This window comes from Chryseobacterium wanjuense (assembly GCF_900111495.1).
Classification (GTDB): Bacteria; Bacteroidota; Bacteroidia; order Flavobacteriales; family Weeksellaceae; genus Chryseobacterium; species Chryseobacterium wanjuense.
The window spans coordinates 2,128,517-2,152,895 of sequence record NZ_FOIU01000001.1 but is presented as its reverse complement, the minus strand read 5'-3'; the positions used below and the strand labels follow the sequence as shown (position 1 = coordinate 2,152,895).

Here is a 24,379-nt window from a genome sequence, read left to right as displayed (position 1 = left end):
ATTGTAAATAATTATGATTGAACCAAATAAAATTAGCCCACCAGTATTTTTTTTAAATAGACCAGAAATTTTTCAAATTAGAAATGTTGAAGAATATCGGTTGTTTTTAGAAAGTTATTGTTTGGGAAAACAATTAGACTATTTCCATTTTAGAGTGAAGTTCGATAAGTTTTTAATTGAAAACAACGCTTACGGTCTAAAATATAATGAACATACAAATTGTCCTAATTGGGTAACAATAATTAGGTTTAGCTCATCTTCTGATGATCAAATGTCTCTTAGCATACTAAAGAGTGAGCTAAAAGAATTTATAGAACAAAATAAGGATGACAAAAAAAATTCTGAAATTTTTAGTATTACCTGAAAAACAGATTTTGTTTGGTCATGGGTAACAGTATCAAATGTGGATCGATGAAAGTGAAGGTACAATTTTGCATCAAGGTGTTACAAATAGAGATCATGTATCAAACATGCTGGTAATAAATTATAGCACTGAAAACCAGTGCTATATTTTTTTTAAAAAAGGAAGTAGAAAATTTGATAGTAAAAGTATTCCGGAGTATATTATCATGGTAATTTAAATCATCATATTTATAAATATCAAACCCCTATTTGATATATTGATCCTGATGGTAAGCAAACAAGAGCTTCAGCAACTAAAGGTTATAGACCGGGAATACCAATTGTTGTCTAAAAGAAAGGAGAAATATATATACCCCTTTTCCTGTTCATACAACCGAGGAATGGTAGATTGAAGGAAGATACTAAAGCTGTAGTGCTAAAAAGGTTTAATGCAATTGTATTAGAGCCTATGAATAAAGTTTTTGATAGACTTGCCATAATTATTATGTATCTTATAAACAAGTTCTTGTTCACAACGATTGTTTTGGTTTTAAAATAACAAAGGCAGTTAATTCTAATTTACCACATGCTGTAGAAAGAGCTGTAGAAAGAGGAATTTTTAAGACTGAACAAGAAGCTACTACAGCTTTAAAAGAAACTTCAGATTGGATAACTAAGAATAAAGATTTTCCAAGTGGATCAATTAAAGATCCAAGCTATGCTGATAGAGTTTTAGTACCAATTGGGAATAACGGAAAAGCGGCATATCAAGTAGGAAAAAATGGAACAGTTAAATTAAAAACAGTTTTAAATGCAAAATAAAATAATTGTCAAAATAAGCGAAGATGATGAATCTGTGGGATATGTATATTTACCGAATGAATTAGATGAGGAGAAGAAAAAAGTAAAAAAAACGATTAATTTATCAGATGTTATTGATTACGAAGGAGTTCCTATATATTTAGATTTTAATGAAGATGGTGTTTTGCTTGGTATCGAAATTGTAGGATAATATGATTGTATATCAAACATGTTAATAACAAAATATAGCACTGAAATTAGTGCTATATTTTTTAAAAAGATAAAAGAGAGTTTTAACTTGAAATAATAGTAGATAAACCTTTGCAGAGCAGCAGATCCGGTAATGTTCCAGACATGTTGGTTTTCTTTATTCATGAACTTCAACGAAGAATAGCTAATAAATAACTTTATAAAATAGAGCGGTCTTTTGATCGCTCTATTTATTTTTAATCGAAATTTAAAGTCTTTATGCAAGTAAAAGTTTATTCGTGTTCCAGATGTGTTGGGATGAGTTCGAGACTAATAAAGTATGGCAAAACAAGTTATGGGAAACAGCGTTATCAATGTAAATCCTGTAAAATAACCAGTGTTTTTGAGTATAGATATAATGCCTATAGAAAAGATATTAATCAAAAAATTATTTTACTTACCAAAGAAGGGTTAGGTATTCGCAGTACAGCCAGAATATTAAAAATCTCAGCAACAACTTTGCTTAAAAGGATTATTGTAATTGCTAACAATATTTTCCAACCTGCTATTCGTTATTATCAATCTTACGAACTAGATGAGTTTAAACTTTTTGTAAGAAAGAAATCCAATCCGATGTGGTTGGTATATGCCATTAATAAAACGACCAAGCATGTTGCAGGATTTTATATTGGCAAAAGAAACAACAAAACTCTAAATGCTGTTGTTAAAACTTTACTCAATTCCAAAGCTAGAATAATATACACCGATAGACTTAGAAACTATCAATATCTCATTCCAAAAGAAATTCACAGCACCAAAAGATTCGGAACAAATGGAATTGAAAGAAAAAACTTGAATCTCAGAACTCATTTAAAAAGATTGAACAGAAAGACAATTTGTTTTAGTAGAAGCCTTTTAATTTTAAACTCAATTTTAAAAATATATTTTTGGAAATATTAACTGGTTAAATTACGATAATTCTAAAATACTTAGATTTAAGACCTATATCCCAACCATTTTAAAAAAATCCGATAGTTTAATATTTTTTGTATCACAAATTTTCATAATAGTATTGAGACTTATTTGATAAGTTTCATCTTCACGAATTCTGCGGACGGTTTTTTCATCAATATCATGTTCAATTGCAAAGCGACTATTGTTATTCATAGGAATAACCCATTCATCCCTGATATATTCAACAATTCTCCTATTTACTTGATTCATAAAACAAAATAAAAGGTTAATGATGAAAAATATTCGGATTTAAATCCGAATATTGATTTTTTTCATTATATTTGCAGAATAAGTTACATAAAAATGTAATTTTGCGATACTTCAACGAAAAAATAGAAGCTATTGCTTAGAATCTCAACTTGAAAACTGGTAATTTTTAATGGAACGAGATGATAAGTAATGAGGCTCACGACCTAGGCGTGGGTTTCTCTCTTATCTGTTCCATAGGTATACCAGTGCCTCAAGTTAGATATTGTAGAGTTTCCCATGCCGTTTTATTTCTATGCTGTCCGTATACTCTATATAATTTCTAAGCTATTTCAAATTAATTATTGTATCGCATTGTATGACGGTTACAATGGGTGTACAACCATTGCGGGAGCAATCCTTACACGTGAAATTTTTCTCATCCTTATCAATCAAATTTTTTGCATGTAGCAAAGGGGAATATAGTTATGAGATATATTTTCCTTGGCTATAGCAAAAGTCAGGACATTGGACTTAGGAATTGAAAATTACTATTAATCATTTACCAACACGGTTTATGCATTAAAAGAAAAGCCCTTCCTGTATTATAGTACTGTCGAATTTACTTTACACACGGAAGAGCTGATTATAAATAGTTTATCATTTAAAATCAAAGTAAAAATATGAAAAATATCTTTTACAGGGGACTCCTGTCCCTTGTTTTTACCCTTATGCTCACTCTTCCTGCTTTTAGCCAACAAAGGAAACTAAAAATTGGTGATCCCGTTCCTTCATCAGTATGGACAAAACCGCTGGAAGTAGTGAATCACCCTGAGAATACCTTAAACCTGTCCACAGATAAAAACAAGCTCATCCTTCTGGATTTTTGGAATACATGGTGCAGTGCCTGTCTTAAAGGATTCCCAAAAATGGAAGAACTTCAGAAAAAATTCGGAGACAAAATTAAGATACTCGCGGTCAGCAATCAGGATCGTGCCACTCTTGAAAAATTCTTTACCACTAAAAATGGTCAGCGGTATAAAGGTGTGGTATCGGTAACAGGAGACAAACTGTTTCATGGGCTATTTCCTCATAAAGGTGTTCCTTATATCATATGGATCAAAGACGGAAAGCTGCTTAATACCACCGATGGCGCTCAGGTGAGTGAAAAGACCATAGGTGAAGTTTTAGGCGGAGGAAATTCTTCCCTTCAAACCGTGGTCCAAATAGGAAGAGAAAGACCACTTATGCTCTCGGAAGACTTTGATCGTGAGAAAGGATTATCCATGATGAATTACTCTCTTTTTGCTAAAGGACGAATAAGAGGGATGGGCTTTGGTTCAGGTTTTCACAGAGAAGGAAAAACCATCTATGGAAGACAGTTTACCAATCTTTCCCTTTTAGAGATTTTTTCCACTCTAGCCGATGAGATTTTCCAAAAACAGAAAGAATCCTTTAGTGAAAAACGAAGAATGATTGAAGTTAAAAATCCTGCGGCTTTAGATTATATCAAGAATGCTGAAGGAGGTGTAGAAGACCATAACCTTTATAACTACGAGTATATTGTCCCTTTGGCTAAGGCGGATTCCCTTTATCCTTTAATGCTGAAGAACCTGAGCCAGTTCGCCGAGTATAGCGCAAACATAGAAAAAAGAAAGGTAAAGTGTCTGGTTTTAAAAAGAACATCGACTGTAGATAAGTTAAAGACCAAAGGTTCTGAAATGACCTTTTTATTTTCTTTATCCAAAACAGATGTGCAGAATACATCGGTATATGCACTGGTCAACAGCTTAAATGCCATTCCTTCAGTTTCATTACCGATCATCGATGAAACAGGATACACAGGAAACATTGATTTAAAAATAGGAGCAATTTCAAATGCAGCCTCCATTAGAAAAGAACTTTCAAAATATGACCTTGACCTTGTGGAAGCAGAACGGGGACTTAATATGCTTGTTATTAGGGATAAGTATGCCGCAGAATCTACGGTGAATACAAAGAAAAGGTCTGGCCATTGGCCAGACCTCCCATTAACTAATTTTTCCAGCAACTAAACGTTAAGGTTTACGGTTAGGGCTCATGGATAGTACCTGAGCATTGGTTTTTCCTGCAAGCACACTTCCCAGTGTCTGCCCGTCAGGAACCACAATACTACAAGGTCTCTCTCCATCGGTCTCACAATCCGAAGCATTGGTCGTGTTCCAATGACTAGGATTGGCGAAAGCTCCCGCTGAAATATCAGCACTGTTATAGAAATAGGTTGTCGCCAGAACAGATTTCTTTTCCATTAATGTAAACGACATAATACTCCCTGTAAATAATACGAGTGCAGCGATAGCCATTACATTGGTTTTTAAAAATTGTTTGATTTTCATTTTACTGGTCTTTTTTTTGATCAAAAAAGATTACCTTAAAAACTTTAGTATCCGGCAGCTTAGGTTTTTAGAATATAAAAAATATTCCTGCCGAATTTTGGTTAAAAAAATACATTTGATAAAACTCTTTAAAGAGGGTTCTGATATGAAATTTATTTCTGATCCTCTCTAGATTAAAGGGTTCAGATGCTATTGGCAGTCTGATGTTAGGGTTAAACAATGAATACTTAAGGCAAATTCTCTTCTTCCATAGCCTATGATCATAAAGCTATGGTACTGTTTCTAAGTGTACACTCTTTTATATATTGATATATGAAAAATTTCCGAATGGACTTTTATTGTAGTAACGCATCCTTCACTACGTCCTTATTACTGATCTTTCGGATACTGAATTGAGTTCTTCATGATATTAGTATTTTGAGATTGGTTATGTAAAATTCTGAAATAAAATCGGTTAAATAGATTGCAAATAGTGATAAAAACAGTGCAAATAGTTACAAAAATATTGCAAATAGTACTTAACGCAGCATAATATTTTCTACAACAAGCCTGGGAATATCTTTAAAAGGAAAACTGTATTTCCTGTGAAAAAGCTTATAGAGCAGACTATAATCTGTAAACTCATGCTTATAAGCAATTTCTTTGATACTTAAATCTGTAAGCATAAGATCATCCAGAACTTCCAGCATTTTGTATTGCTGATAGAAATGATAAAAGGTAGTTCCCAGATAATGTTTGCTGTCTTTTTGAAAACCCGTATAACTTTTACGATGCAGGGAACACAAAGCACGAAGAGAGATAGAAGGGTTTTGCAGGTAAGTATCCCATAGTTCTTCTAAATATTTCGGAATATTGTAGCCTTGTATTTGAGAATTGGGCATAGCTGTTTCATGGAGCAGGCTGTATGCAACAGTCTTATCTCTTTTACATATGCTAATTCCGGAAAACAGAAAAGTTTCCCTCATAGTGGTAAAATGTATATGGAGCGGAATAATGGTAGGCTGATCAGAGGTGTCATCCTGTAAATAAGGCAGCACCCTATTTTGGATTGCCTGAAGGTAATCTTTATTAATTGCCGAACTATTTTCTATAACGACAGTATTTAATGTATGTTTTATAAGTAATGGTCTTCGATAATAATGATCGTAGTCTTTTGATAAGATATGTAGTGTTTTAAGAAGTTTTATATAAGTCTTCAACATAATTCCACTATGATACAAAAGCTCTTCGAGCGATCTTATCGTTAAGACCGATGTCTGGATAGGAAGATTGGAAAATTTTACCATAGCCTCCTGAACTTTTTTGTCAATAAGTGAAACTAAAAAAATATGCATAATATGATGAATCAATTCTTTTCAGAAATAGAAAGAGGATGGAAAACAAAATAGTACTACCGGGTGTAATTCCCCGAAAAAAGACGTCTTTTTTCAGGAAAAATGACAATAAAAAGCACATTATAAGTTCCTGTCAATAGCTTGTTTACAAGGATTTAACTTCTTTTAATGAGTTTTTTTAAGTTCTTGATTTCTGTTTCAAAACTATAAGGAATACATACATAAAAAAAATACTTGTGGATCCTATTTATAAATTTTTAGGATCCTATTTATAAATAGGATCCACTAAAAGATCTCTTCTAAGCGTGTGTTAATAGTCGTTTACAGAAATTTATTTTTTTTTACAAGGCTCGTTTTCTTTTTTTAATTTTCATTCTGTAAAGTTTTATGAATTTTATAATATATACACCCATAATATATTTTGTCCAAAACAGTACAGAGGTGACAAAAACATGATGAAAAATAAACATTTGTTTAAAATTGTCTTTTTCATGATTTATAATTTTTTTAAATTCTTTTGATTTCTTTTCAAAACTATAAGGAATACATGCATAAAAAAAATAGTTGTTGATACGATTTATAAATATGCTCCTAAAAATTTATAAATCGTATCAACAAAAAATATCGTCTAAAGAGCGTGTTAATCGTTATTCACAAGGATTTTAAGTTTTTACAAGACTCGTTTTCTTTTTTTTAGTTTTCATCCCTTACCCAGACCCTCTTTTTCAGCTTTTTTGTTGGTTTTCTTCTTGGAAAATATCCAATATTTTGTTCTTTGAGTGTCTCTTTTAACAAAGAAAATGGAAACTGATTCTTTTCTTTGTTCTTAAAAACTTTTTCAAAGTTGAAAATGAAATTTTATTTTCCTAAGCTGTTTTTTACAAATAAGGATTCACTTCATAAAAGTGTTTTTTTGAAGCCTCTCTTTTGAGATCTTGATTTTTAAGTCTTTCATACTTTATTGACTTTTCGAGGGTACTTAAAGCATAAACCGGATATTTTTTTCTTTCACCATAAGCATTGGATAAGACAACAGAATTCTTGTTTTAAAGTGTGCTATTATTTTGTTTTGCAGTTCTGTAGACTGTTTTGGCTTGTAGTTTCATTTTTAGAAATCTGTATTGTGATTTGCTTTGAATAATAAGTAAAACTATTTAATTTTTTTTCTAACTGTTGTTACTTTTTACTTTTGCAAATTTGGTACAGCATCAGGCACATAAAAAAATCTTTTTGGGTATCTCAAAAAATTCTTTCCACTAGGTTTCAATAATTTTTTCAGAAACTCCTGAATCCTGCGGACAAAAAGATTTCAAGCCCTCATTTCAATGCTTTCCATTCCGGTTTTACGTGCTGATACTGTACTATGGTCATGGGCAAAGAAAAAGCCGGAACCTCAGTCATACGAATCAATTCAATCAAAATTACTCTAACTTAATCAGAAACTCATCAATAAAAAGTTCTGCTTTACAATTGTAAAGGAAAAGAAAAAGTCGAGTGTCCTCGAAACCGAATCAATTTGATCGGAAAAGTTAACCTTAACAGAAATAAACTAAAAACAGAATGGAAAAATCATAGCCTGCGTAAAAATTACGCAGGTTTTCTTCTGACCTGTATCTATTTTACGCACCCTACGTGTGAAGGGTGCGTAAAATAGATACAGGTTATGCTCTAACGTGAGTAAAATAAATACAGGTCAGCCTATTTTTTCTTCGCCTGCCAATTGACTCATTTTTCTTTCAACAGTAAAAAAAATCATATTAAATATAATATACTGGTTATCATTGTTTTAAATTATTGTAGCTCAGTTTTTCAGAGCTCTGAAAAAATGGAAAGCTCGTAACGCAAGATGTGTCTTTGTACGTACAAACTTTTCAAGTTGTACCTACAAAGACTCTCTTGCCTTTTTTGCAAAAAGGGTGAAAAACTTCGGGACTCAGTTTTTGTTTTTTGAAATCTTAAAAAGGATTCAAATTAGCCCAGTATATTCTTTTTTAATCTTTGGAAATTCTTTATGATTCTAGATTATTCTTATATGAGCTAAACATACTCATTACTATTGACTTATTGGTGTTTTTAATACTAATTTTGGTCAGAATTTTAACCAATTACTAAATACAAATGAGGAACATGGAAAAAGAGGAACGTATTTTCATAAGGATTCAAAAATACAGGAAAGAAAGCTGGAAAAAGCTCTGTTTCAAAAAACAAATTTCTTTGAGCAGCTTAATTATTGACTCCGTGGAGAATAGAGTTTTTGATGATGAAAGGAGAAAAATACTCGCATTCATTGAAAAACAGGATAATATTTTTGTAAGGATTGAAAATAATATCAATCAAGTAGCAAGAATAGTAAATACTCAAAAACTTATGAATATCGAAGCTTTGAAAGGTTTTAATGAAAAACTAAAAACAATTACTGAACTGAAAGAACAACAAAACGGGATCTTTACAAAAATTTATTCGTTAATTGCTAATGATAATCAATTTAGGTAACGGCATCAATTATTATAAAAAAATATTACCTAATTGAAGTTAATAATAAAGATAATATTTTCTAGGCAACAGATAAATCTTGACTATCATTACTTTTTAAGTTACATTTGTTAATTCAAATGTAATTTTTATTAGAAATTCATATTTCTAAATTATTAAATAATTTGAGAACAATATTTTTTTCTTTCACTGGAAAAAGGAAAAATTTCCTAAACATTATAAGAATTGTTTGGAAAAAAGAAAATACTAATATTATATATCAAATACTTATTAAAGTTATTGAGAGTTTTGGGATAAAAAATAAATCAAAAAAAATTGGAAAACTAGTAAATGAAAATCCAGGAATTAAAAGAGAAACTCACAGTCCTAACCAAAAATTTTAATAAAGAGAATTTCATTTTTGATTTTCTAATTTCCTTTGGTATCTCTAAGAATATAATTACGAGATTGAAAAAAGGAGATTCAAATCTATCTAAAAAAGAGGGAGAACTACTCTATAAAAATAAGATATTTTTTAAAGAAGAATTCTCTGGGAATCTCTTAGACGTAATAGATGAAGCAGCAAAAGATGATAAAATTTTAAAGCATAATCCTCGTTTCATATTAGTTTCAGATTATGAAACTATTGTGGCTATTGATGTTAAGCTAAAAATAAATAAGCGCTTTTCTTTTTCCGAGTTACCAGATCAAGCTGATTTTTTTCTTCCACTTTCTGGTGCAGAAATTTACAAAGTTTCTACCAATAATGAAGCTGATAGAAATGCTGCTTACAAATTAGGACAGCTTTATGATATATTAGTGCAAGATAATCCAGATTGGGTTGCTGCAGGAAGCCATCAACTCAATATATTTCTTTCAAGATTATTATTCTGCTTTTTTGCCGAAGATACAGATATATTTAGCGTTAAAAATATTTTTACTGAAACATTGGTTAACAATACCAATGAAGATGGTTCTGATGTAGACCAATTTTTAAATACATTATTCAGAAAACTAAATAGCAAAACAGGTGATTTTCCCGAATATCTAAATTCGTTTCCGTATGTAAATGGCGGGCTTTTCAAAGATGATATCATAAGTCCGAAGTTCAGTAAGAAGGCGAGAAATATATTGGTAGAATCTGGCGAACTGAATTGGAGTGAAATCAATCCGGATATTTTTGGTTCGATGATTCAGGCTGTTGCAGACCCTGAACAAAGAAGCAATTTGGGAATGCATTATACTTCTGTTGAGAATATTTTGAAATTGATTAAGCCTTTATTTTTAGATGAGCTCGAAGACGAGTTTGATAAGAATATGGATAATCCAAAAGGGTTAAGAAAATTGATTGACAGAATTTCTAAAATCAAATTCTTTGACCCCGCCTGTGGAAGTGGTAATTTCCTCATTATTACTTACAAAGAAATACGGAATTTAGAAATTAAAATCATCCAACAAATTATTGCTTTAGAAAAAGCTAATTTATTTGGAGGACAAAGCTTTGTAAGCAATATCAAACTTTCACAATTCTATGGAATAGAAATAAAAGATTTTGCACACGAAATGGCAATTCTTTCTCTATGGTTGGCAGAACATCAGATGAACTTGTACTTTGATGAAAAGTTAGAAGGCTTTGGCAAATCTGAACCAATTTTACCATTAAAAGAAGCAGGAAATATTGTATCAGGAAATGCAGCCCGCATAAATTGGGAAGAAGTTTGCTCCAAAAATGAGGGTGATGAAATTTATATTATTGGGAATCCACCATATTTAGGCGCAAGAATTCAAGACGAAGAACAAAAATCCGATATGGATTTTATTTTTAATTCATTTACAAAATATAAAGACTTAGATTATATATCAATTTGGTTTTATAAAGGCTCTAAATACATTGATGGTTATAATGCTCAGTTAGCATTTGTTTCAACAAATTCAATTTCACAAGGACAACAAATAGCTCTATTGTGGGACAAAATTTTAAGAAATAACATAGAAATTTCGTTTGCTCATACATCATTTAAATGGAATAATAATGCAAAAGGAAATGCTGGTGTAACAGTAATTATTGTTGGCTTAAGAAATGTAACTAATAAACAGAAATATATTTTTACTGATGGAGTTTCAAAACCTGCTAAAAATATTAATGCCTATCTATTAGATGCGTCTAATATCATAATTCCAGAACGAATGACTTCAATATCCGGATTCAAAAAAATGAATTTTGGTAATATGGCAAATGATGGAGGTGGATTAATTTTAAGCGAAGAAGAAAGAAACAATTTGATTTCTAATTTACCTTTAAGTATAAAATTTGTTCGTAAGCTGGTAGGCTCTACCGAATTTATAAATGGTATTAATAGATATTGTTTATGGATTGATGATGAAGAATTAGAAGATGCTTTAAAGTTTGAAATTATTAAGAACAAAATTGAAATAAGTAAAACTCATAGACTGAATAGTAGAGATAAGGGAACAAACAAGTTAGCAACTAGGCCTCATCAATTTAGAGATAGAAATGAAGCATTTGAAAATTCAATAATAGTTCCTCGGGTCTCTTCTGAAAGAAGAAGCTATATTCCTTTAGGTTTTCTTGATAAAGACTCAATCATTTTAGATTCGGCAATGGCTGTATATGATGCTCAACCTTGGCTCTTCGGTATTCTACATTCTAAAATGCATATGGTTTGGGTTGATGCAGTAGGCGGAAAATTGGAAACAAGATATAGATATTCAGCAAAATTGTGTTACAATACTTTTCCATTTCCTGACGTCAGCGAAAAACAAAAACTGACCATCAATGAATATGTATTTGCTATTTTAGATGAACGTGCAAAATATCCGGAAAAAACAATGGCTTGGCTCTATAATCCTGAAACGATGCCCAAAGATTTGAAACATGCACATCAAAATCTGGATAGAGCTATAGAAGAAATCTACAGAATGGGAAATCCTTTTACTTCTGATGCAGAACGTCTGGAACATTTGTTTAAACGCTATGATGAAATGACCAAAAAAGACACGCTTTTTGCCAAGCAAAAGAAAACGAGAAAGAAAAAATCAGATTTATCTTAATTGATATAGATAAACAGAGAACAAAATGGAAAAAGAAAACAATAGCGATTACATAAAGCCCATCAACTTGGTAAAAGTGGAGTACGCACAAACAGGGCAAAGCAAAAAGACCAATGAAATGGGAATGCGTGAAATGCAGGCAAAGGTGTATGAAGCGAGAACGGCAAAGTACCTTTTGTTAAAAGCACCACCAGCATCGGGAAAATCTCGGGCTTTGATGTTTATTGCTTTAGATAAATTAATCAATCAAGGCATTAAAAAAGTCATTGTAGCGGTTCCAGAACGTTCCATCGGAAATTCGTTCAGTCCTACAGAATTGAAGAAATATGGGTTTTATGCCAATTGGGAACCTAATCAGAAATACAATCTTTGCACGCCGGGAAGTGACGCTGGTAAAGTGAAAGCATTTCATCAGTTTCTGCAAAGTGATGAAAAGGTTTTGATTTGTACTCACGCTACATTGCGTTTTGCATTTGAGGGATTAGATGAAAAAAAATTGAATGATTGTTTGATAACCATTGACGAGTTTCACCACGTTTCCGCAGATGGTGATAACAAATTAGGAAATGTAATGCGCAATATTATGGCTAATTCTAATGCTCATATTGTGGCAATGACGGGTTCATATTTCCGTGGCGATAGTGTTCCTGTTCTTTTACCTGAAGACGAAGAGAAATTTGTAAAAGTTACATATAACTATTATGACCAGCTTAATGGCTACGAATATTTGAAGTCTCTTGGAATTGGTTATCATTTCTATCAGGGAAGATATTACAAAGTTCAGCCGGAGCGTAATATGTCTGCATTAGAAGAAATTTTGGATGAAGATTTAAAAACGATTATCCATATTCCAAGCGTCAACTCGGCAGAATCATCTAAAGAAAAATATGAAGAAGTAAATCACGTTATTGATTGTATTGGCGATTTAGAATATCAGGATTCAGAGACCGGCGTTTTATTTGTAAAAAGCAAACGAAGCAGAAGGATTCTTAAAATTGCTGATCTGGTAAACGACAATCAAAAAGAAAGAGAAAAGATTGTAGCCTATCTGCGTGGCGTAAGTTCGCCTGATGATATTGATATGATTATTGCGTTAGGAATGGCTAAAGAAGGCTTTGACTGGCCTTTTTGCCAACACGCACTTACAATAGGTTACAGAGGCTCGTTAACTGAAATTATTCAGATTATCGGTCGTGCAACCCGTGATAGTAGTAACAAAAAACATGCTCAATTTACCAATTTGATTGCACAGCCAGATGCGGTAGATGATGATGTAAAATTGGCAGTAAACAATATGCTGAAAGCCATTACAGCATCATTACTTATGGAACAGGTGCTTGCTCCTAACTTCAAATTCAAGCCAATGGATAATGACAATGATGATTTGGATAATGAAGAAGAAGATGACAAAGCAACTATCAAAATAAGAGGATTTAAAACACCCACTTCTCAACGTGCAAAAGATATCATAGAAAGTGATTTAAATGATTTAAAAGCACGTATTTTACAAGATGATACAATGCTGAAAGCATTGCCCGGAAATTTAGAACCCGAAGTTATCAATACAGTTTTGATTCCAAAAATAATCAGAGAAGTTTACCCAGATTTGTCAGAAGATGATGTAGAAGCCGTAAGGCAATATGTTGTTGTAGATTCGGTAATAAAAAATAGCACTGTTGAAGAGCAAGGTTCTAAGAAATTTATAAAAATGGCCGGAAGTTTTGTGAATATTGATGATATTAATATTGAATTAATTGATCGTGTAAATCCTTTCCAGAAAGCTTTTGAAATTCTTTCCAAAAGTGTCACTACTTCTGTGTTAAGAGCAATACAAGACACAATCAATATCACTAAGATTGAAATGACAGAGCAGGAAGCCATTATTCTATGGCCTAAAATTAATGCTTGGGTTAAAGAAACTGGTGAAAAACCAAATATTCAGTCTACTAATCCGATTGAGCAGAGATTAGCACAGGCACTTCTGTTTATTCAAGATGCTAAAAGAAAAAAGATGCAAAATGGCTAAAACTTTAGATGATATATTTAATGAAGATGACTTTGGATTATTAGATTCCAATGAAAAAAAATCTGTCATCAAAACTGATGAAGATCGTCTCATAGAATCTTTTGAAGAAATCAATAGTTTCTTCGAAAAAAATAAAAGAGAACCATCAACCGCATCAATTGCTGAGTATTCTTTATTGGCTAGACTAAAGGAATTTAGGAGTAATGAAAATAAGATAAAAATTGTAAAACCCTTTGATAGGTTTAATTTGCTCGGAGAAGTAAAATATGAAATACCTTCTATTGATGAAATTTTAAATGATGATAAATTAGGATTGTTGGATTCCGATGGAGATAACTCAATTTTCGAATTTAAGCATACTCCTCAAATAGATAAAAGAGCGAAAGCAGAATCAATTGCACAAAGAAAATCATTGTCTGATGAGGAATTTGCAAAATACGAAATGATGTTTCAGAATGTACATCGTGATTTAAAGTCTGGTAGAAGAAAGATGCTTCCTTTTAATGATGCTGAAACTAATCTTAAGCAAGGTAATTTCTATTTGGTAGATGGTCTTTTAGCTTATTTGGAATTATCTGACGCAGAAAAAACTCTTAAAGAGAATAAGACTGGTGATAGAATACGTTTAGATGGACCTACCACAACTATTTTTGAAAACGGAACAGTTTCTAATCTGCTTTTTCGTTCGTTAGGAAAAGCTATTCAGAAAAGTGGAAAGTTAATTACTCAACCATTAGATGATATTGAGAAAGATTTAGCCGTAAATGCAGGGATGATGAAAGAAGAAGATATTGAAAGTGGATGGATTTATATTTTGAAGTCAAAGTCTCAAAGACCAGAGATCAAAGACATGGGTAATCTGTTTAAAATTGGTTTTTCTACTATTCCCGTTGAAAAAAGAATAAAAAATGCAGTAAAGGAAGCAACTTATTTATATAGTGATGTTGAAATCGTTGCAAAATATAGGTGTTACAATATAAATACCCATTATTTAGAAAAACTTTTGCATCGGCTTTTTGCTGCATCTTGTTTAAATATTGATTTATATAGTACCAGTGGAATAAGAATAGCACCACGAGAATGGTTTATTGTTCCCTTAAGTGTCTTAGATGAAGCTATTAATCTTTTTATGATAGGATCAATTATTAATTATGAGTATGATATTCATAATGAAAAGTTAACTTTGAAGTAAATAATATTTGGAAATTCTATATAATTCAAGAATACTCTTATTTGAGCTAAGCATACTCATTACTATTGACTTGCTGTTATTTTAGTACTAATATTTCCAACCCAATTACTAAGCGCAAATGAAAAGCATGGAAAAAGAGGATAGTATTTTCATAAGGATTTAAAAACAGAAGAAAGAGAATTGGAAGAAACTCTGTTCCAAAAGGCAAATTTCTTTGAGCAGTTTAATTATAGATTCGTAGAGAATAGAATTTTTGATGATGAAAGGAGAAAAGTACTGACGTTCCTTGAAAAGCAGGATAATCTTTTTGCAAAGATTGAAAGCAATATCAATCAAATAGCAAAAATAGTCAACACTCAAAAATTTATAGCGAAGATTTGAAAGGTTTTAATGAAAAACTTGAAAACAGTTATTGAGCTGAAAGAACAGCAAAACGAAATCTTTACAAAAATTTATTCATTAATTGCTAAAGAGTACTTTTAAGCCCTATGAAAGGATCATTTGGGTCTATTGATAAAACATTATATATCTCTTTTCACTATTTTAATCATTTACGGTTTCCCATATTGAAATGTATAAATAATTACTAATTTTTGTAATATGAAAATACATCATCAAAACTCACTTATATTACATATTATCTCTGCTTTGAAAACATCTTTAACAGGTAGAGGAATTCGTGAATTGTATAATATAAAAATTAATCGTGGATATTATGATTCAACAATTGAATTTTCAAAAAAAGATGGAAAGTCTATAAATCCTTTGGATTTCTTCATGTTAGGGTATTTCGTAGGAAGAGATTATGATGTTTGATTCAGTTGAAATTTCACCACTAGATTTTATAACAAATACAATATTCTGATCAGAATAAAAATTAATTGTAATTTCGCTAAAACTAAAAACTTTCACAATGAAAAATGAAAGTATAATGATTGAAAATTTAAATTTGTTTAAAAGTTAGAAAAAATAAGTAAAACGTAAGAAAAGAAAATAACCTTGTTTTAATTCTTCTTGAAATCTCCTCAAAAGTAAGGATAAGAAAATACTGTATTGTGTTGATTTTTTTGTTATCATAATATTTGAACTTTGTTCTCACATTAAACATTAAAAAATGGAAGAACAAGACAATGTAACAAATGAACCTGTTCAAACACAGGAAGGTGATTTAAACACTAATGAACCAATAAATGCTAATGGATCAACAGAAAATTTGATCTCAAATAATGGTTCCACACCAACAGCGCCTGTAGATCCTCCTCCCACAACGTCACCACAAGGTGCAGGAGAAATTATTAAACCTACAGAAAGAATTGAAAAAAATCCTAAAAAAAGGTAATTTTTTAAACTAAAATTAAAATAGGGTTTTACTATATTTATATAGTAAAACCCTTGTCTATTATATTATGATTAGGATCTTTATATTGTTCCCATTAATGTCTTTTTTTTCTGTTTTGACTGCTCAACACAAAATTATAGACAGCCTTGTTTTAGTCAGTCAATCTGCAACATCAGCGGATACGATAAAAATCAATGCAAATAACGAACTTGCATGGGAGTTTCGAAAAACGAATTTTACACTAGCTAAAAAATATGCTCTTGAAGCATACGTACTAAGCCAGAAGTGTAATTACTTACCGGGGCTTATAACAAGTCTAAACAGGCTTGGCACTGTTTATATTTTTAATAAACAGTATTCTCAAGCGGAAAATATATATCTAAAAGTTTTAAAATTAGAAACAAAAATTGGGAATAAATACGGTATAGGAAGAGCAAGTAATCAGCTTAGCGAAATTTATAGGAATAAAAAGAATTTTAAAAAAGCCATATCCTATGCTACTAGAGCACTAATTATCTTTAAAGAGCTTAATAAGTCTTCCCTTGTGGCGTTAATATTAAATAATTTAGGATTGATATATCAAAATATCGGTTCTTATGAAATTGCGACAAAGTATCTTTTGCAAAGTCTAGATATTAGAGAAAAACTTGGTGAAGAAAACAATTGTGGTTACAGTTATATGAATCTTGGAGTCCTTTACCTAACTATGAAAAATTATGAGAATGCAAAAACCTATCTTTTTAAAAGTGAAAAAATATTTATAAAATATCGGGACGATTATGAACTTTCTAAAATATATAACAATTTAGGAGTTATATTTTTTGAAACCGGAAATGATAATTTAGCAAAAGGGTACTATGAAAAATCATTAGGACTAAAAAAGAAAATTGGTATAAAAAATACTGATTCAGATATTTACAATAATCTAGGTGCATTTTATTATAGGAAAGGTATCATTGAAACAGCAAATAATAATTTTCAAAAAAGCTTAAGTATTCAAAATAACTATATTTCTAAAGATCAACTAAAAGATGCAACTATTAATTTAGGAAATTTGTTTTTTCAAAAACAAGATTATGATGGTGCGATTAAATATTACCAAAAGGCACTTAAGACATCAAAAAACTCTCCGAATAGAATTGAGACTTTAAATGCTTTATATAATCTTTACTTATCTTACTCCTATAAAAAGCAATATGATTCAGCAATGTACTATCACAAAGATTATAATTCTTTACGAAACAATATTGATGCGGATTATAAAAAAGCTATTGACTTAAAGCAAAAATACGAACAGAAGAAAAAAGAAAATGAACTTTTAATTAAAAATCAGAAAATATCAAAAATAAATATTGAGAAGTTATCTCTTGAAAATCAAAATAAAAACATTCTAATTTATACTTTATCTACTATTTTTGCTCTTGCTGCATTATTATTTTTTATTTTTTTACGGTGGAAAGGTGAAAAGCAAAAAGCTGAATTAGCATTGAAAGATAAAAAGCTTGAGGAAAAAAAATTGGAAGAACTTATAAAAAACCAAGAGCTTAAATCAATCAATGATATGATTAAAGTTCAGGATGAAGAAAGAAAAAGAATTTCTCAGGATCTTCATGATCGACTAGGGAGCATGCTTTCTGTTGCAAAAGTATATTATAAATCTGGAGAGGAGCAAATGAAAAAAAATAAAAAGTTTGATTTTGAACAATTTCAAAAAGCTAACATTTTATTAGATGAAGCTTGCCAAGAAGTTCGAAAAATTTCATATGAAATGTCATCAGGTGTTCTTACAAAGTTTGGTTTAATTGCCGCTGTTGAGGAATTATTAATTGTTATTCAACAAACAAAAAAAATGAAGGTTGAATTCATTGCATCTGATATCGAAAATAGATTAGATAGTAATGTTGAAATTCAGGTATACAGAATTATTCAAGAACTATTAAATAACATTTTAAAATATTCTGAAGCAAAAAATGTTACAGTTCAAATTCTTAAATTATCATCCATTTTAAATGTACAAGTAGAAGATGATGGCGAAGGATTTGATAAAACTAAACGATCTAAGGGACTTGGACTTAATAATATTAATTCAAGAGTACAATCACTGGCAGGTAGTATTGATATTGATTCAGCCCTAGGTCGTGGAACTTCAGTTAATATAGAAATCCCAATAAATTCATATATATGATAAATATTGTAATTGCTGATGATCATGAGATGATTTTAGAAGGTTTAGAATCTGTCATAAAAAATGATGATAATTTAAAAATAGTAGGAAGAGGGTTTAATGGTAAAGAAGTAATTTCTTTAGTAAATACTTATCCGGTTGATATTGTTGTATTAGACATCAATATGCCAATTATGGATGGAATTGAAACAACAAAATTATTAAAGGAAAGGAATCCTAATATTAAGGTTCTTATCCTCACGATGCATGATGAAATTGCTTTTATAAGAAGTATTATTCAAGCAAGGGCAAATGGATATATTTTGAAGAATAAGGGTAAGGAAGAATTACTGATTGCTATTTATAGAATTTTAGACGGCAAGGATTATTTTTCGGATGAAGTTACTCAAAGTATTATTGCTAATTTGAGATCTGATCATGTTGTGGGTGACATACGGCTCACCAATAGAGAAAAGGATGTATTGTATTTAATCGCAGAGGGTCTCACAACATTAGAAATTAGCGAAAAGCTTAATATAGCATCAACAACAGTAGAAACCCACAGGAGAAATCTTCTTGAAAAAACAGGAGTAAAAAATTCTAAGGCATTAATAAAATTTGCCATACAAAATGGATATTCAAAGCCATTATAAAATAAAAGCAGTTAAATTTCAATTTAACTGCTTTTATTTTATAGATATCCTCAGAATTGAGGATACAAAATCGTTATAATCTAGGAAATACAACTTATACAACCTATCTAAATTTGCATTGCAATCATATGATCACCAATGGTTATCATTATAATTCTTTTACAATGTCACTACAAATTAAATATTCAAAAGAAATCGCAAAAGAGCTTGGAAAAGTAGCCGTTTATCTTCCAGGAGAACTAATCGAGGTTGGAGATATTATAACATTTCCGAACGGCAAAGGAGGGATTTTTTCTAAAGAAGCACCGTTAGGAGTGTTTACTAAAATATCTTCTTTAAATAATTTAAATGTTGAGTATTCAACTCAAAGCAAACCGGAAGCGAAACATAGTTACAAGTTTTCAAGTGAAAGTTCGGTAAGTAGATCTTCGTCTATAAACTCTGAAGTTGGACTTTCATCAAATGCATTACCTAATGCTGATATTGAAGTTGTTTTGCAGTTTACCTCAGAGGGTTCGATTTATTTTCATGCTTTAGATTGTTATAAGACGCAAATTAATGATATCGCATCTCTTGAAAATGAAATTATTTCAAAAAGCCAAGTGCTGATATGGGAGAATACCTATTTAGTTACCTCGGTGACTTACGCTTCAAAAGCTCTTATTATGCAATCACGTTCTAAAAATTCAGAAATAACATTATCTGGAAATGTTAACGGTATAAAAACATCAGGAGCCAATATAGGAACAGATGCTGAATTTAATATAAAAAGTCAAAATGGTGATTTTTTTATCAAAGACTGGTCAAATAATGTAAGCATATTCATGGAACTAATGAAGTTTGACAAACAAATTTTTCAGGCTATCAATAGAAATTTAAACCCCAAACAGATTCAAGGGAGACTTACTCCTGTTGATATTAATAGTTTATTAATTTAAAATTTAAACAATGTTTTACACAAAAAGTTATTTAAGAAACTTATCAGAAAGTGAAAGAATAGGTAACCGAACCTTTTCTCAGACATTGAATGAAAGCAAAAGTTTAACTCATTTTGACATTTTCTTATCTCATAGCTATAGAGATAAGGAATATATCAAAGGGTTATTTATTGAGCTGGCATCAATGGGTTATACTGTTTATGTTGATTGGATTATAGATCCACATCTGAGCAGAGCTAATGTAGATAAAGAGACTGTCTCATTAATAAGGAGAAGAATGCAGCAATCCAAATCTCTTATTTATGCTACATCTGAAAATGCCTCGGTATCTAAATGGATGCCATGGGAGCTTGGCTATATGGATGGAGAAACACATAGATGTGCCATTCTTCCGATTACTGATTACGAAAAATCCACTTTTAATGGTCAAGAATTTTTGTCTGTTTATCCGTACGTAACAAAGGAATCTGTTAGTGGTTTAGTAAAGAATAATTTCTCGAGTAATAAAATTTTATGGATTAACGAAAACGCAAATAACTATATGACCATGGAAAAATGGTTTAAATAAAATATAAAAAAATGAACAAAACTTACAGACTTTTTATAAGCCACTCATGGGCTTATAGTGATTATTACGATCAAATTATGAAACTGCTTAATGCTCAAGGCCTAGATTATTATGATCATTCGGTTCCTAAACATGATCCGATTCATACAAATGGAACAGACAAACAGTTAAAAGAAGCTATTGAATTGAAAATTAAAGGAACAAGCTGTATTATAATTTTAGCAGGAATGTACGCTACTTACAGCAAATGGATTAACAAGGAAATAGAATTAGCAAAAGCTATGGGTAAAAAAATTATCGCTGTCCAACCGTGGGGAGCAGAAAGAACCTCTAAAGTGGTCAAAGACAGTGCCGATATCATCGTCGGGTGGAATGGAAAGTCAATAGTAGATGCAATTAAAAGTTTTGGATAATGAAAAAAGCATTAATTATTGGAGTAAATTATTATGCTCATCATAAATCATTACATGGTTGTGTTGATGATGCTTATGAGGTAAAGAATGCATTAGAAAGAAATGCTGATTTTACAAAAAATTTCGACGTCTTTTTTGATACTGCTGTTGACGAAAATACATCTATTACAAAAAAACACTTAAAACATTATATTTCTGAACTGTTTAAGGATGATTCAGAAGTAGCATTATTTTATTTTTCGGGTCATGGACACTTGGAAGACACAGGAGGTTATTTAGTGACTTCAGAATGTGAAGATGGTGACGATGGGGTTTCCATGAAAGAAATAATAGACATGGCAAATAATTCTAAAGCAAAAAATAAAGTAATAATTTTAGATTGTTGTCATAGTGGACATTTAGGTGCTGCCAATATTGGCAATAGTATATTTCTTTCTGAAGGAATGACTATTTTAACAGCTTCTACCGCTGATCAGTATGCTAGTGAGGTAAATGGGCATGGGTTATTTACTAACCTTTTAGTAGATGCATTAAATGGTGGTGCTGCAAATATTCTTGGTCATATTACCCCGGGAAGTGTATATGCACATATTGATCAATCATTAGGTGCATGGAAACAAAGACCAATGTTTAAATCCAATGTCAAAAATTTTATTACTTTAAGGATGTTGAATCCTTCAATTACACTACCAGATCTAAGAAAGATTACCGAGCTTTTTAATAATAAGGCTGAGCATAAACTTGACCCCTCATACGAACCTAAAAGTGAAAACCCTGATAAAGATAATTGTGAAAAGTTTGCAATTATGCAAAAATATAATAGAGTAAATCTAGTAGTTCCAATTGATGCTGAACATATGTATTTTGCTGCAATGGAATCAAAAGCGTGTAAGCTTACGGCATTAGGTGAACATTATTGGAATCTTGTTAATCAAGATAGGATATAAAACTTTAATTACCATATAAGTAGACAATTATGAATATAAGTATAAAAAAAGTAATTGACTTTGGACATAATACTGAAAGAATTGAGTTTTTAATCCTTTCTAATTGTAATATTAGTTATTATCTTGTCAGCGATACAACATTTGTAACTCCAGATAAAATCTCAAACAAACTAAGACATATATATTGGTTTCCTTCCAAAGATGTAAAACGAGGTGATGAGATTGTTCTTTATACAAAAAAAGGGATTAATAAGTCTGAAAGTATTAATAGTGGACAAAATACACGTTATATATTCTATTGGGGATTAGAAAGTTTTGTTTGGAACAATTCTGGAGATTCAGCGGTGTTATTTGAATTAAATACATGGAAAACAACTAAAATTATCAATTAATTTTCTTATTTTTGATTAAACAAAAACGAATCAAAAACCTACATTTTAGAAGTGAGTAATTCGGTGAGTAGCTGAATCTTAATTTCAGGAAATGTCGATAAATAAAGAGATTTAGAGAATAGGTGGTTTTACCTCACTCTCCGCAAGGTTAGAAGCCAAAATAAGCTGAACCGCTGTAAACATTTATGTTTACAGCGGTTTTTGTTTTAGCGCTAGTATCAAAAAAAATCAAAATAGGTCACTATTTATATGTCCTATTTCGTGACCCATTCGTAAAATTTAAAATGGGACATGAAAAACTCAAGAAATCCCGACCAATAGGCAGTCTAACGATTATACATCTAGCAAAAAGTGGTAACAAAAGTAATTATTAAACCATTAAGTTTACCACCTGCTATTCTTTATAAAAAAGAGTAAGATCAGCTACTTTGAAGAAAACAAATCATCCCTTTTGAAATAATCCTTAAGTGGTGCCGGAATCATAAATTTAATACATAATTAACGCTTATGTGATATAAATAAAAAGAGAATCCGATAGCTTCGCAAGCAATTCAAAAAACTATTAAATACATTAAATTAATCATGATTCAAAGACAAAAATTCCTTGGATGGATGCTTATGCTTGCGGTGACGGCCATCGGATGCCAGAACGATCAAATTTCCTCAACTTCAATGGCAGAAGAGGTTTCTTCAAAAACAAATGCCAATAAAACGGCTGCGGACGTAAGTGTGAATGCTTATGTAGATACAAGCTCCTACATCAACTCTGGCTTTGGCTTTCTAAACCCATCTCAGATCGATAAAAACCGTCAGGCTATAGGCGGAAATGCTTACACCGAGGTTTACGGATTCAATATTCCTGAAGAAAACAGAGTAAGAGGAATCCGTTGGAATACCGATGATGAAACGACATCGATCTGGAGACCCCAGGGAATTGCGGGTTTTACCAAAAATGGAGTTCGTTATCTGTTGGTGAGTTGGTATGCAAAAGATGACGCTGAGTATAAAGGCTCCCGCATCACTCTGATTGACATTAGCCCGAGTTCAAGTACTTATCTTACGTATCGTCATATTCTGTTGGTGCAGCCAGATATTCCGGCAAGTACAACAACCTATTCACAATATGGCTCTTATGCGCCATTGAATGTACATGCTGGTGGAATTGCTTATTTTAAAGACAAAATATATCTCAGCAGCACCAATTTAGGTGTTCGTGTATTCGATTTGAATAAAATAATTGAAGTAAGTACAGGTGACACAACCAATGATAAATGTGGGAAAGATGCCAACGGTAATTTATTTGCCTTCAATTACCGGTATATTTTGCCTCAGATAGGATACCAGAAGATCAACAATGCTAGTCCTTTCTCTACCATTCAGGTCAATGATGAAGGAACGCAGTTCTGGACAGGACAGTACTATGCGGGCAGTGCCGATGCAAGCATTGTTCCTCAAGTATTCGGTTTTCCTGTTGATGCAAACGGAACACTTCAAAATACGGGAATTGTGGCAGTTACTCCAAAGAACAGCCTTTTCACAGATAATCACGCTCACGGAATACAAGGAGTTTTCCGAAAAGGGAACAGAACATGGCTTTCTTGTACCGGATCACCAAGCAATTCTTATGGTTCCAATGCAAGATTAGCCCGTTATACCGATGGAGCCGATGATACGGTACGTTTCCGCTGGCCTTATGGAGCCGAATCTCTCTATTATGAATCTCAATATGGATACTTATGGAGTTTGACGGAATTTGAACCTAATGCCGGAGCACAGAATGGAAGTCAGGTCAATCGATGCATATTTGCGGTTGATTTTTCTAAATATGAATAGAAGAAATATGTGTTAAAGATTATTAATAAAAGAGGCAGTCTCAAAAGACTGTCTCTTTTCTATTTTAATGTCTTTTAAAAATGATTTTGTTTTAAAACCACGTCTTAGTATATTGCAAATTAATAGATA

The 24,379-nt window shown here is 31.4% G+C and carries 21 protein-coding genes; 18 read left to right on the top strand and 3 right to left on the bottom strand.

The window, feature by feature from the left end; translation table 11 throughout:
- Positions 1 to 13 precede the first annotated feature (13 nt).
- From BMX24_RS09620 to BMX24_RS09605, 3 genes are all read left to right on the top strand, one after another.
- A complete protein-coding gene (locus tag BMX24_RS09620) occupies positions 14 to 364 on the top strand; it encodes a hypothetical protein (protein ID WP_089791962.1) in 351 nt (116 codons plus the stop codon).
- A gap of 789 nt (positions 365 to 1,153) precedes the next feature.
- Positions 1,154 to 1,354 carry a hypothetical protein gene (locus tag BMX24_RS09610; RefSeq protein WP_089791958.1) on the top strand — a complete coding sequence of 67 codons (201 nt, stop codon included), beginning with the start codon at positions 1,154 to 1,156 and terminating at the stop codon, positions 1,352 to 1,354.
- A gap of 257 nt (positions 1,355 to 1,611) precedes the next feature.
- Positions 1,612 to 2,292: an IS1 family transposase gene (locus BMX24_RS09605; RefSeq protein WP_089791956.1), complete on the top strand. Its 681-nt coding sequence runs from the start codon at positions 1,612 to 1,614 to the stop codon at positions 2,290 to 2,292.
- 42 nt (positions 2,293 to 2,334) lie between these two features.
- Here the strand turns inward: BMX24_RS09605 and BMX24_RS09600 are convergent, their stop codons facing one another.
- A complete protein-coding gene (locus tag BMX24_RS09600) occupies positions 2,335 to 2,499 on the bottom strand; it encodes a helix-turn-helix domain-containing protein (protein WP_228404811.1) in 165 nt (54 codons plus the stop codon).
- 716 nt (positions 2,500 to 3,215) lie between these two features.
- On the opposite strand from BMX24_RS09600, the gene BMX24_RS09595 reads away from it, so the two are divergent.
- A complete protein-coding gene (locus BMX24_RS09595) occupies positions 3,216 to 4,586 on the top strand; it encodes a TlpA family protein disulfide reductase (RefSeq protein ID WP_089791952.1) in 1,371 nt (456 codons plus the stop codon).
- 3 nt (positions 4,587 to 4,589) lie between these two features.
- Here BMX24_RS09595 and BMX24_RS09590 read toward each other — a convergent pair whose 3' ends face one another.
- Both BMX24_RS09590 and BMX24_RS09585 read right to left on the bottom strand, forming a co-directional pair.
- The gene (locus BMX24_RS09590) at positions 4,590 to 4,907 is read right to left on the bottom strand and encodes a hypothetical protein (protein ID WP_089791950.1); all 318 of its coding nucleotides are present in this window, start codon (positions 4,905 to 4,907) and stop codon (positions 4,590 to 4,592) included.
- Between the two features lie 518 nt (positions 4,908 to 5,425).
- Positions 5,426 to 6,241, bottom strand: coding sequence for a helix-turn-helix domain-containing protein (locus BMX24_RS09585; RefSeq protein WP_089791948.1), 816 nt, complete (start codon positions 6,239 to 6,241; stop codon positions 5,426 to 5,428).
- Between the two features lie 2,127 nt (positions 6,242 to 8,368).
- Here BMX24_RS09585 and BMX24_RS09580 point away from each other — a divergent pair.
- From BMX24_RS09580 to BMX24_RS09500, 14 genes are all read left to right on the top strand, one after another.
- Entirely contained in the window at positions 8,369 to 8,734 is a 366-nt protein-coding gene (locus tag BMX24_RS09580) for a hypothetical protein (RefSeq protein WP_228404776.1), read from the top strand.
- A 330-nt stretch (positions 8,735 to 9,064) separates the two neighbouring features.
- A complete protein-coding gene (locus BMX24_RS09570; RefSeq protein WP_089791942.1) occupies positions 9,065 to 11,785 on the top strand; it encodes a class I SAM-dependent DNA methyltransferase in 2,721 nt (906 codons plus the stop codon).
- Between the two features lie 76 nt (positions 11,786 to 11,861).
- Positions 11,862 to 13,811, top strand: coding sequence for a DEAD/DEAH box helicase (locus BMX24_RS09565; protein ID WP_228404774.1), 1,950 nt, complete (start codon positions 11,862 to 11,864; stop codon positions 13,809 to 13,811).
- Entirely contained in the window at positions 13,804 to 15,003 is a 1,200-nt protein-coding gene (locus BMX24_RS09560; protein ID WP_170835681.1) for a GIY-YIG nuclease family protein, read from the top strand. Before BMX24_RS09565 ends, BMX24_RS09560 begins: the two co-directional genes overlap by 8 nt.
- A gap of 600 nt (positions 15,004 to 15,603) precedes the next feature.
- Positions 15,604 to 15,819 carry a hypothetical protein gene (locus tag BMX24_RS09550; protein WP_089791935.1) on the top strand — a complete coding sequence of 72 codons (216 nt, stop codon included), beginning with the start codon at positions 15,604 to 15,606 and terminating at the stop codon, positions 15,817 to 15,819.
- Between the two features lie 298 nt (positions 15,820 to 16,117).
- A complete protein-coding gene (locus tag BMX24_RS09545) occupies positions 16,118 to 16,342 on the top strand; it encodes a hypothetical protein (RefSeq protein ID WP_089791933.1) in 225 nt (74 codons plus the stop codon).
- Positions 16,343 to 16,439: 97 nt separating this feature from the next.
- The gene (locus BMX24_RS09540; protein ID WP_170835680.1) at positions 16,440 to 18,527 is read left to right on the top strand and encodes an ATP-binding protein; all 2,088 of its coding nucleotides are present in this window, start codon (positions 16,440 to 16,442) and stop codon (positions 18,525 to 18,527) included.
- Positions 18,524 to 19,159: a response regulator transcription factor gene (locus BMX24_RS09535; RefSeq protein ID WP_089791928.1), complete on the top strand. Its 636-nt coding sequence runs from the start codon at positions 18,524 to 18,526 to the stop codon at positions 19,157 to 19,159. Before BMX24_RS09540 ends, BMX24_RS09535 begins: the two co-directional genes overlap by 4 nt.
- Before the next feature lie 164 nt (positions 19,160 to 19,323).
- A complete protein-coding gene (locus BMX24_RS09530; protein WP_139176808.1) occupies positions 19,324 to 20,097 on the top strand; it encodes a hypothetical protein in 774 nt (257 codons plus the stop codon).
- Between the two features lie 10 nt (positions 20,098 to 20,107).
- Positions 20,108 to 20,665 carry a TIR domain-containing protein gene (locus BMX24_RS09525; RefSeq protein ID WP_089791924.1) on the top strand — a complete coding sequence of 186 codons (558 nt, stop codon included), beginning with the start codon at positions 20,108 to 20,110 and terminating at the stop codon, positions 20,663 to 20,665.
- 11 nt (positions 20,666 to 20,676) lie between these two features.
- Positions 20,677 to 21,078: a TIR domain-containing protein gene (locus BMX24_RS09520; protein WP_089791922.1), complete on the top strand. Its 402-nt coding sequence runs from the start codon at positions 20,677 to 20,679 to the stop codon at positions 21,076 to 21,078.
- Positions 21,078 to 22,025, top strand: a complete 948-nt coding sequence (locus BMX24_RS09515) for a caspase family protein (RefSeq protein ID WP_089791920.1) — start codon at positions 21,078 to 21,080, stop codon at positions 22,023 to 22,025. Before BMX24_RS09520 ends, BMX24_RS09515 begins: the two co-directional genes overlap by 1 nt.
- 29 nt (positions 22,026 to 22,054) lie before the next feature.
- Positions 22,055 to 22,417: a hypothetical protein gene (locus tag BMX24_RS09510; protein WP_089791918.1), complete on the top strand. Its 363-nt coding sequence runs from the start codon at positions 22,055 to 22,057 to the stop codon at positions 22,415 to 22,417.
- A 582-nt stretch (positions 22,418 to 22,999) separates the two neighbouring features.
- Positions 23,000 to 24,250 (top strand): hypothetical protein, encoded by a 1,251-nt coding sequence (locus BMX24_RS09500; protein ID WP_089791914.1) that lies wholly within the window; start codon positions 23,000 to 23,002, stop codon positions 24,248 to 24,250.
- Positions 24,251 to 24,379: the final 129 nt, after the last annotated feature.

What these genes read in the sequence shown, in the direction of transcription:
- BMX24_RS09500 (WP_089791914.1), top strand. Translation starts at nt 23,000, where the DNA reads ATGATTCAAAGACAAAAATTCCTTGGATGGATGCTTATGCTTGCGGTG.
- BMX24_RS09600 (WP_228404811.1), bottom strand. Translation starts at nt 2,499, where the DNA reads ATGAATAACAATAGTCGCTTTGCAATTGAACATGATATTGATGAAAAA.
- BMX24_RS09580 (WP_228404776.1), top strand. Translation starts at nt 8,369, where the DNA reads ATGGAAAAAGAGGAACGTATTTTCATAAGGATTCAAAAATACAGGAAA.
- BMX24_RS09585 (WP_089791948.1), bottom strand. Translation starts at nt 6,241, where the DNA reads ATGCATATTTTTTTAGTTTCACTTATTGACAAAAAAGTTCAGGAGGCT.
- BMX24_RS09520 (WP_089791922.1), top strand. Translation starts at nt 20,677, where the DNA reads ATGAACAAAACTTACAGACTTTTTATAAGCCACTCATGGGCTTATAGT.
- BMX24_RS09525 (WP_089791924.1), top strand. Translation starts at nt 20,108, where the DNA reads ATGTTTTACACAAAAAGTTATTTAAGAAACTTATCAGAAAGTGAAAGA.
- BMX24_RS09530 (WP_139176808.1), top strand. Translation starts at nt 19,324, where the DNA reads ATGTCACTACAAATTAAATATTCAAAAGAAATCGCAAAAGAGCTTGGA.
- BMX24_RS09620 (WP_089791962.1), top strand. Translation starts at nt 14, where the DNA reads ATGATTGAACCAAATAAAATTAGCCCACCAGTATTTTTTTTAAATAGA.
- BMX24_RS09590 (WP_089791950.1), bottom strand. Translation starts at nt 4,907, where the DNA reads ATGAAAATCAAACAATTTTTAAAAACCAATGTAATGGCTATCGCTGCA.
- BMX24_RS09535 (WP_089791928.1), top strand. Translation starts at nt 18,524, where the DNA reads ATGATAAATATTGTAATTGCTGATGATCATGAGATGATTTTAGAAGGT.
- BMX24_RS09570 (WP_089791942.1), top strand. Translation starts at nt 9,065, where the DNA reads ATGAAAATCCAGGAATTAAAAGAGAAACTCACAGTCCTAACCAAAAAT.
- BMX24_RS09515 (WP_089791920.1), top strand. Translation starts at nt 21,078, where the DNA reads ATGAAAAAAGCATTAATTATTGGAGTAAATTATTATGCTCATCATAAA.
- BMX24_RS09510 (WP_089791918.1), top strand. Translation starts at nt 22,055, where the DNA reads ATGAATATAAGTATAAAAAAAGTAATTGACTTTGGACATAATACTGAA.
- BMX24_RS09550 (WP_089791935.1), top strand. Translation starts at nt 15,604, where the DNA reads ATGAAAATACATCATCAAAACTCACTTATATTACATATTATCTCTGCT.
- BMX24_RS09610 (WP_089791958.1), top strand. Translation starts at nt 1,154, where the DNA reads ATGCAAAATAAAATAATTGTCAAAATAAGCGAAGATGATGAATCTGTG.
- BMX24_RS09545 (WP_089791933.1), top strand. Translation starts at nt 16,118, where the DNA reads ATGGAAGAACAAGACAATGTAACAAATGAACCTGTTCAAACACAGGAA.
- BMX24_RS09560 (WP_170835681.1), top strand. Translation starts at nt 13,804, where the DNA reads ATGGCTAAAACTTTAGATGATATATTTAATGAAGATGACTTTGGATTA.
- BMX24_RS09595 (WP_089791952.1), top strand. Translation starts at nt 3,216, where the DNA reads ATGAAAAATATCTTTTACAGGGGACTCCTGTCCCTTGTTTTTACCCTT.
- BMX24_RS09605 (WP_089791956.1), top strand. Translation starts at nt 1,612, where the DNA reads ATGCAAGTAAAAGTTTATTCGTGTTCCAGATGTGTTGGGATGAGTTCG.
- BMX24_RS09540 (WP_170835680.1), top strand. Translation starts at nt 16,440, where the DNA reads ATGTCTTTTTTTTCTGTTTTGACTGCTCAACACAAAATTATAGACAGC.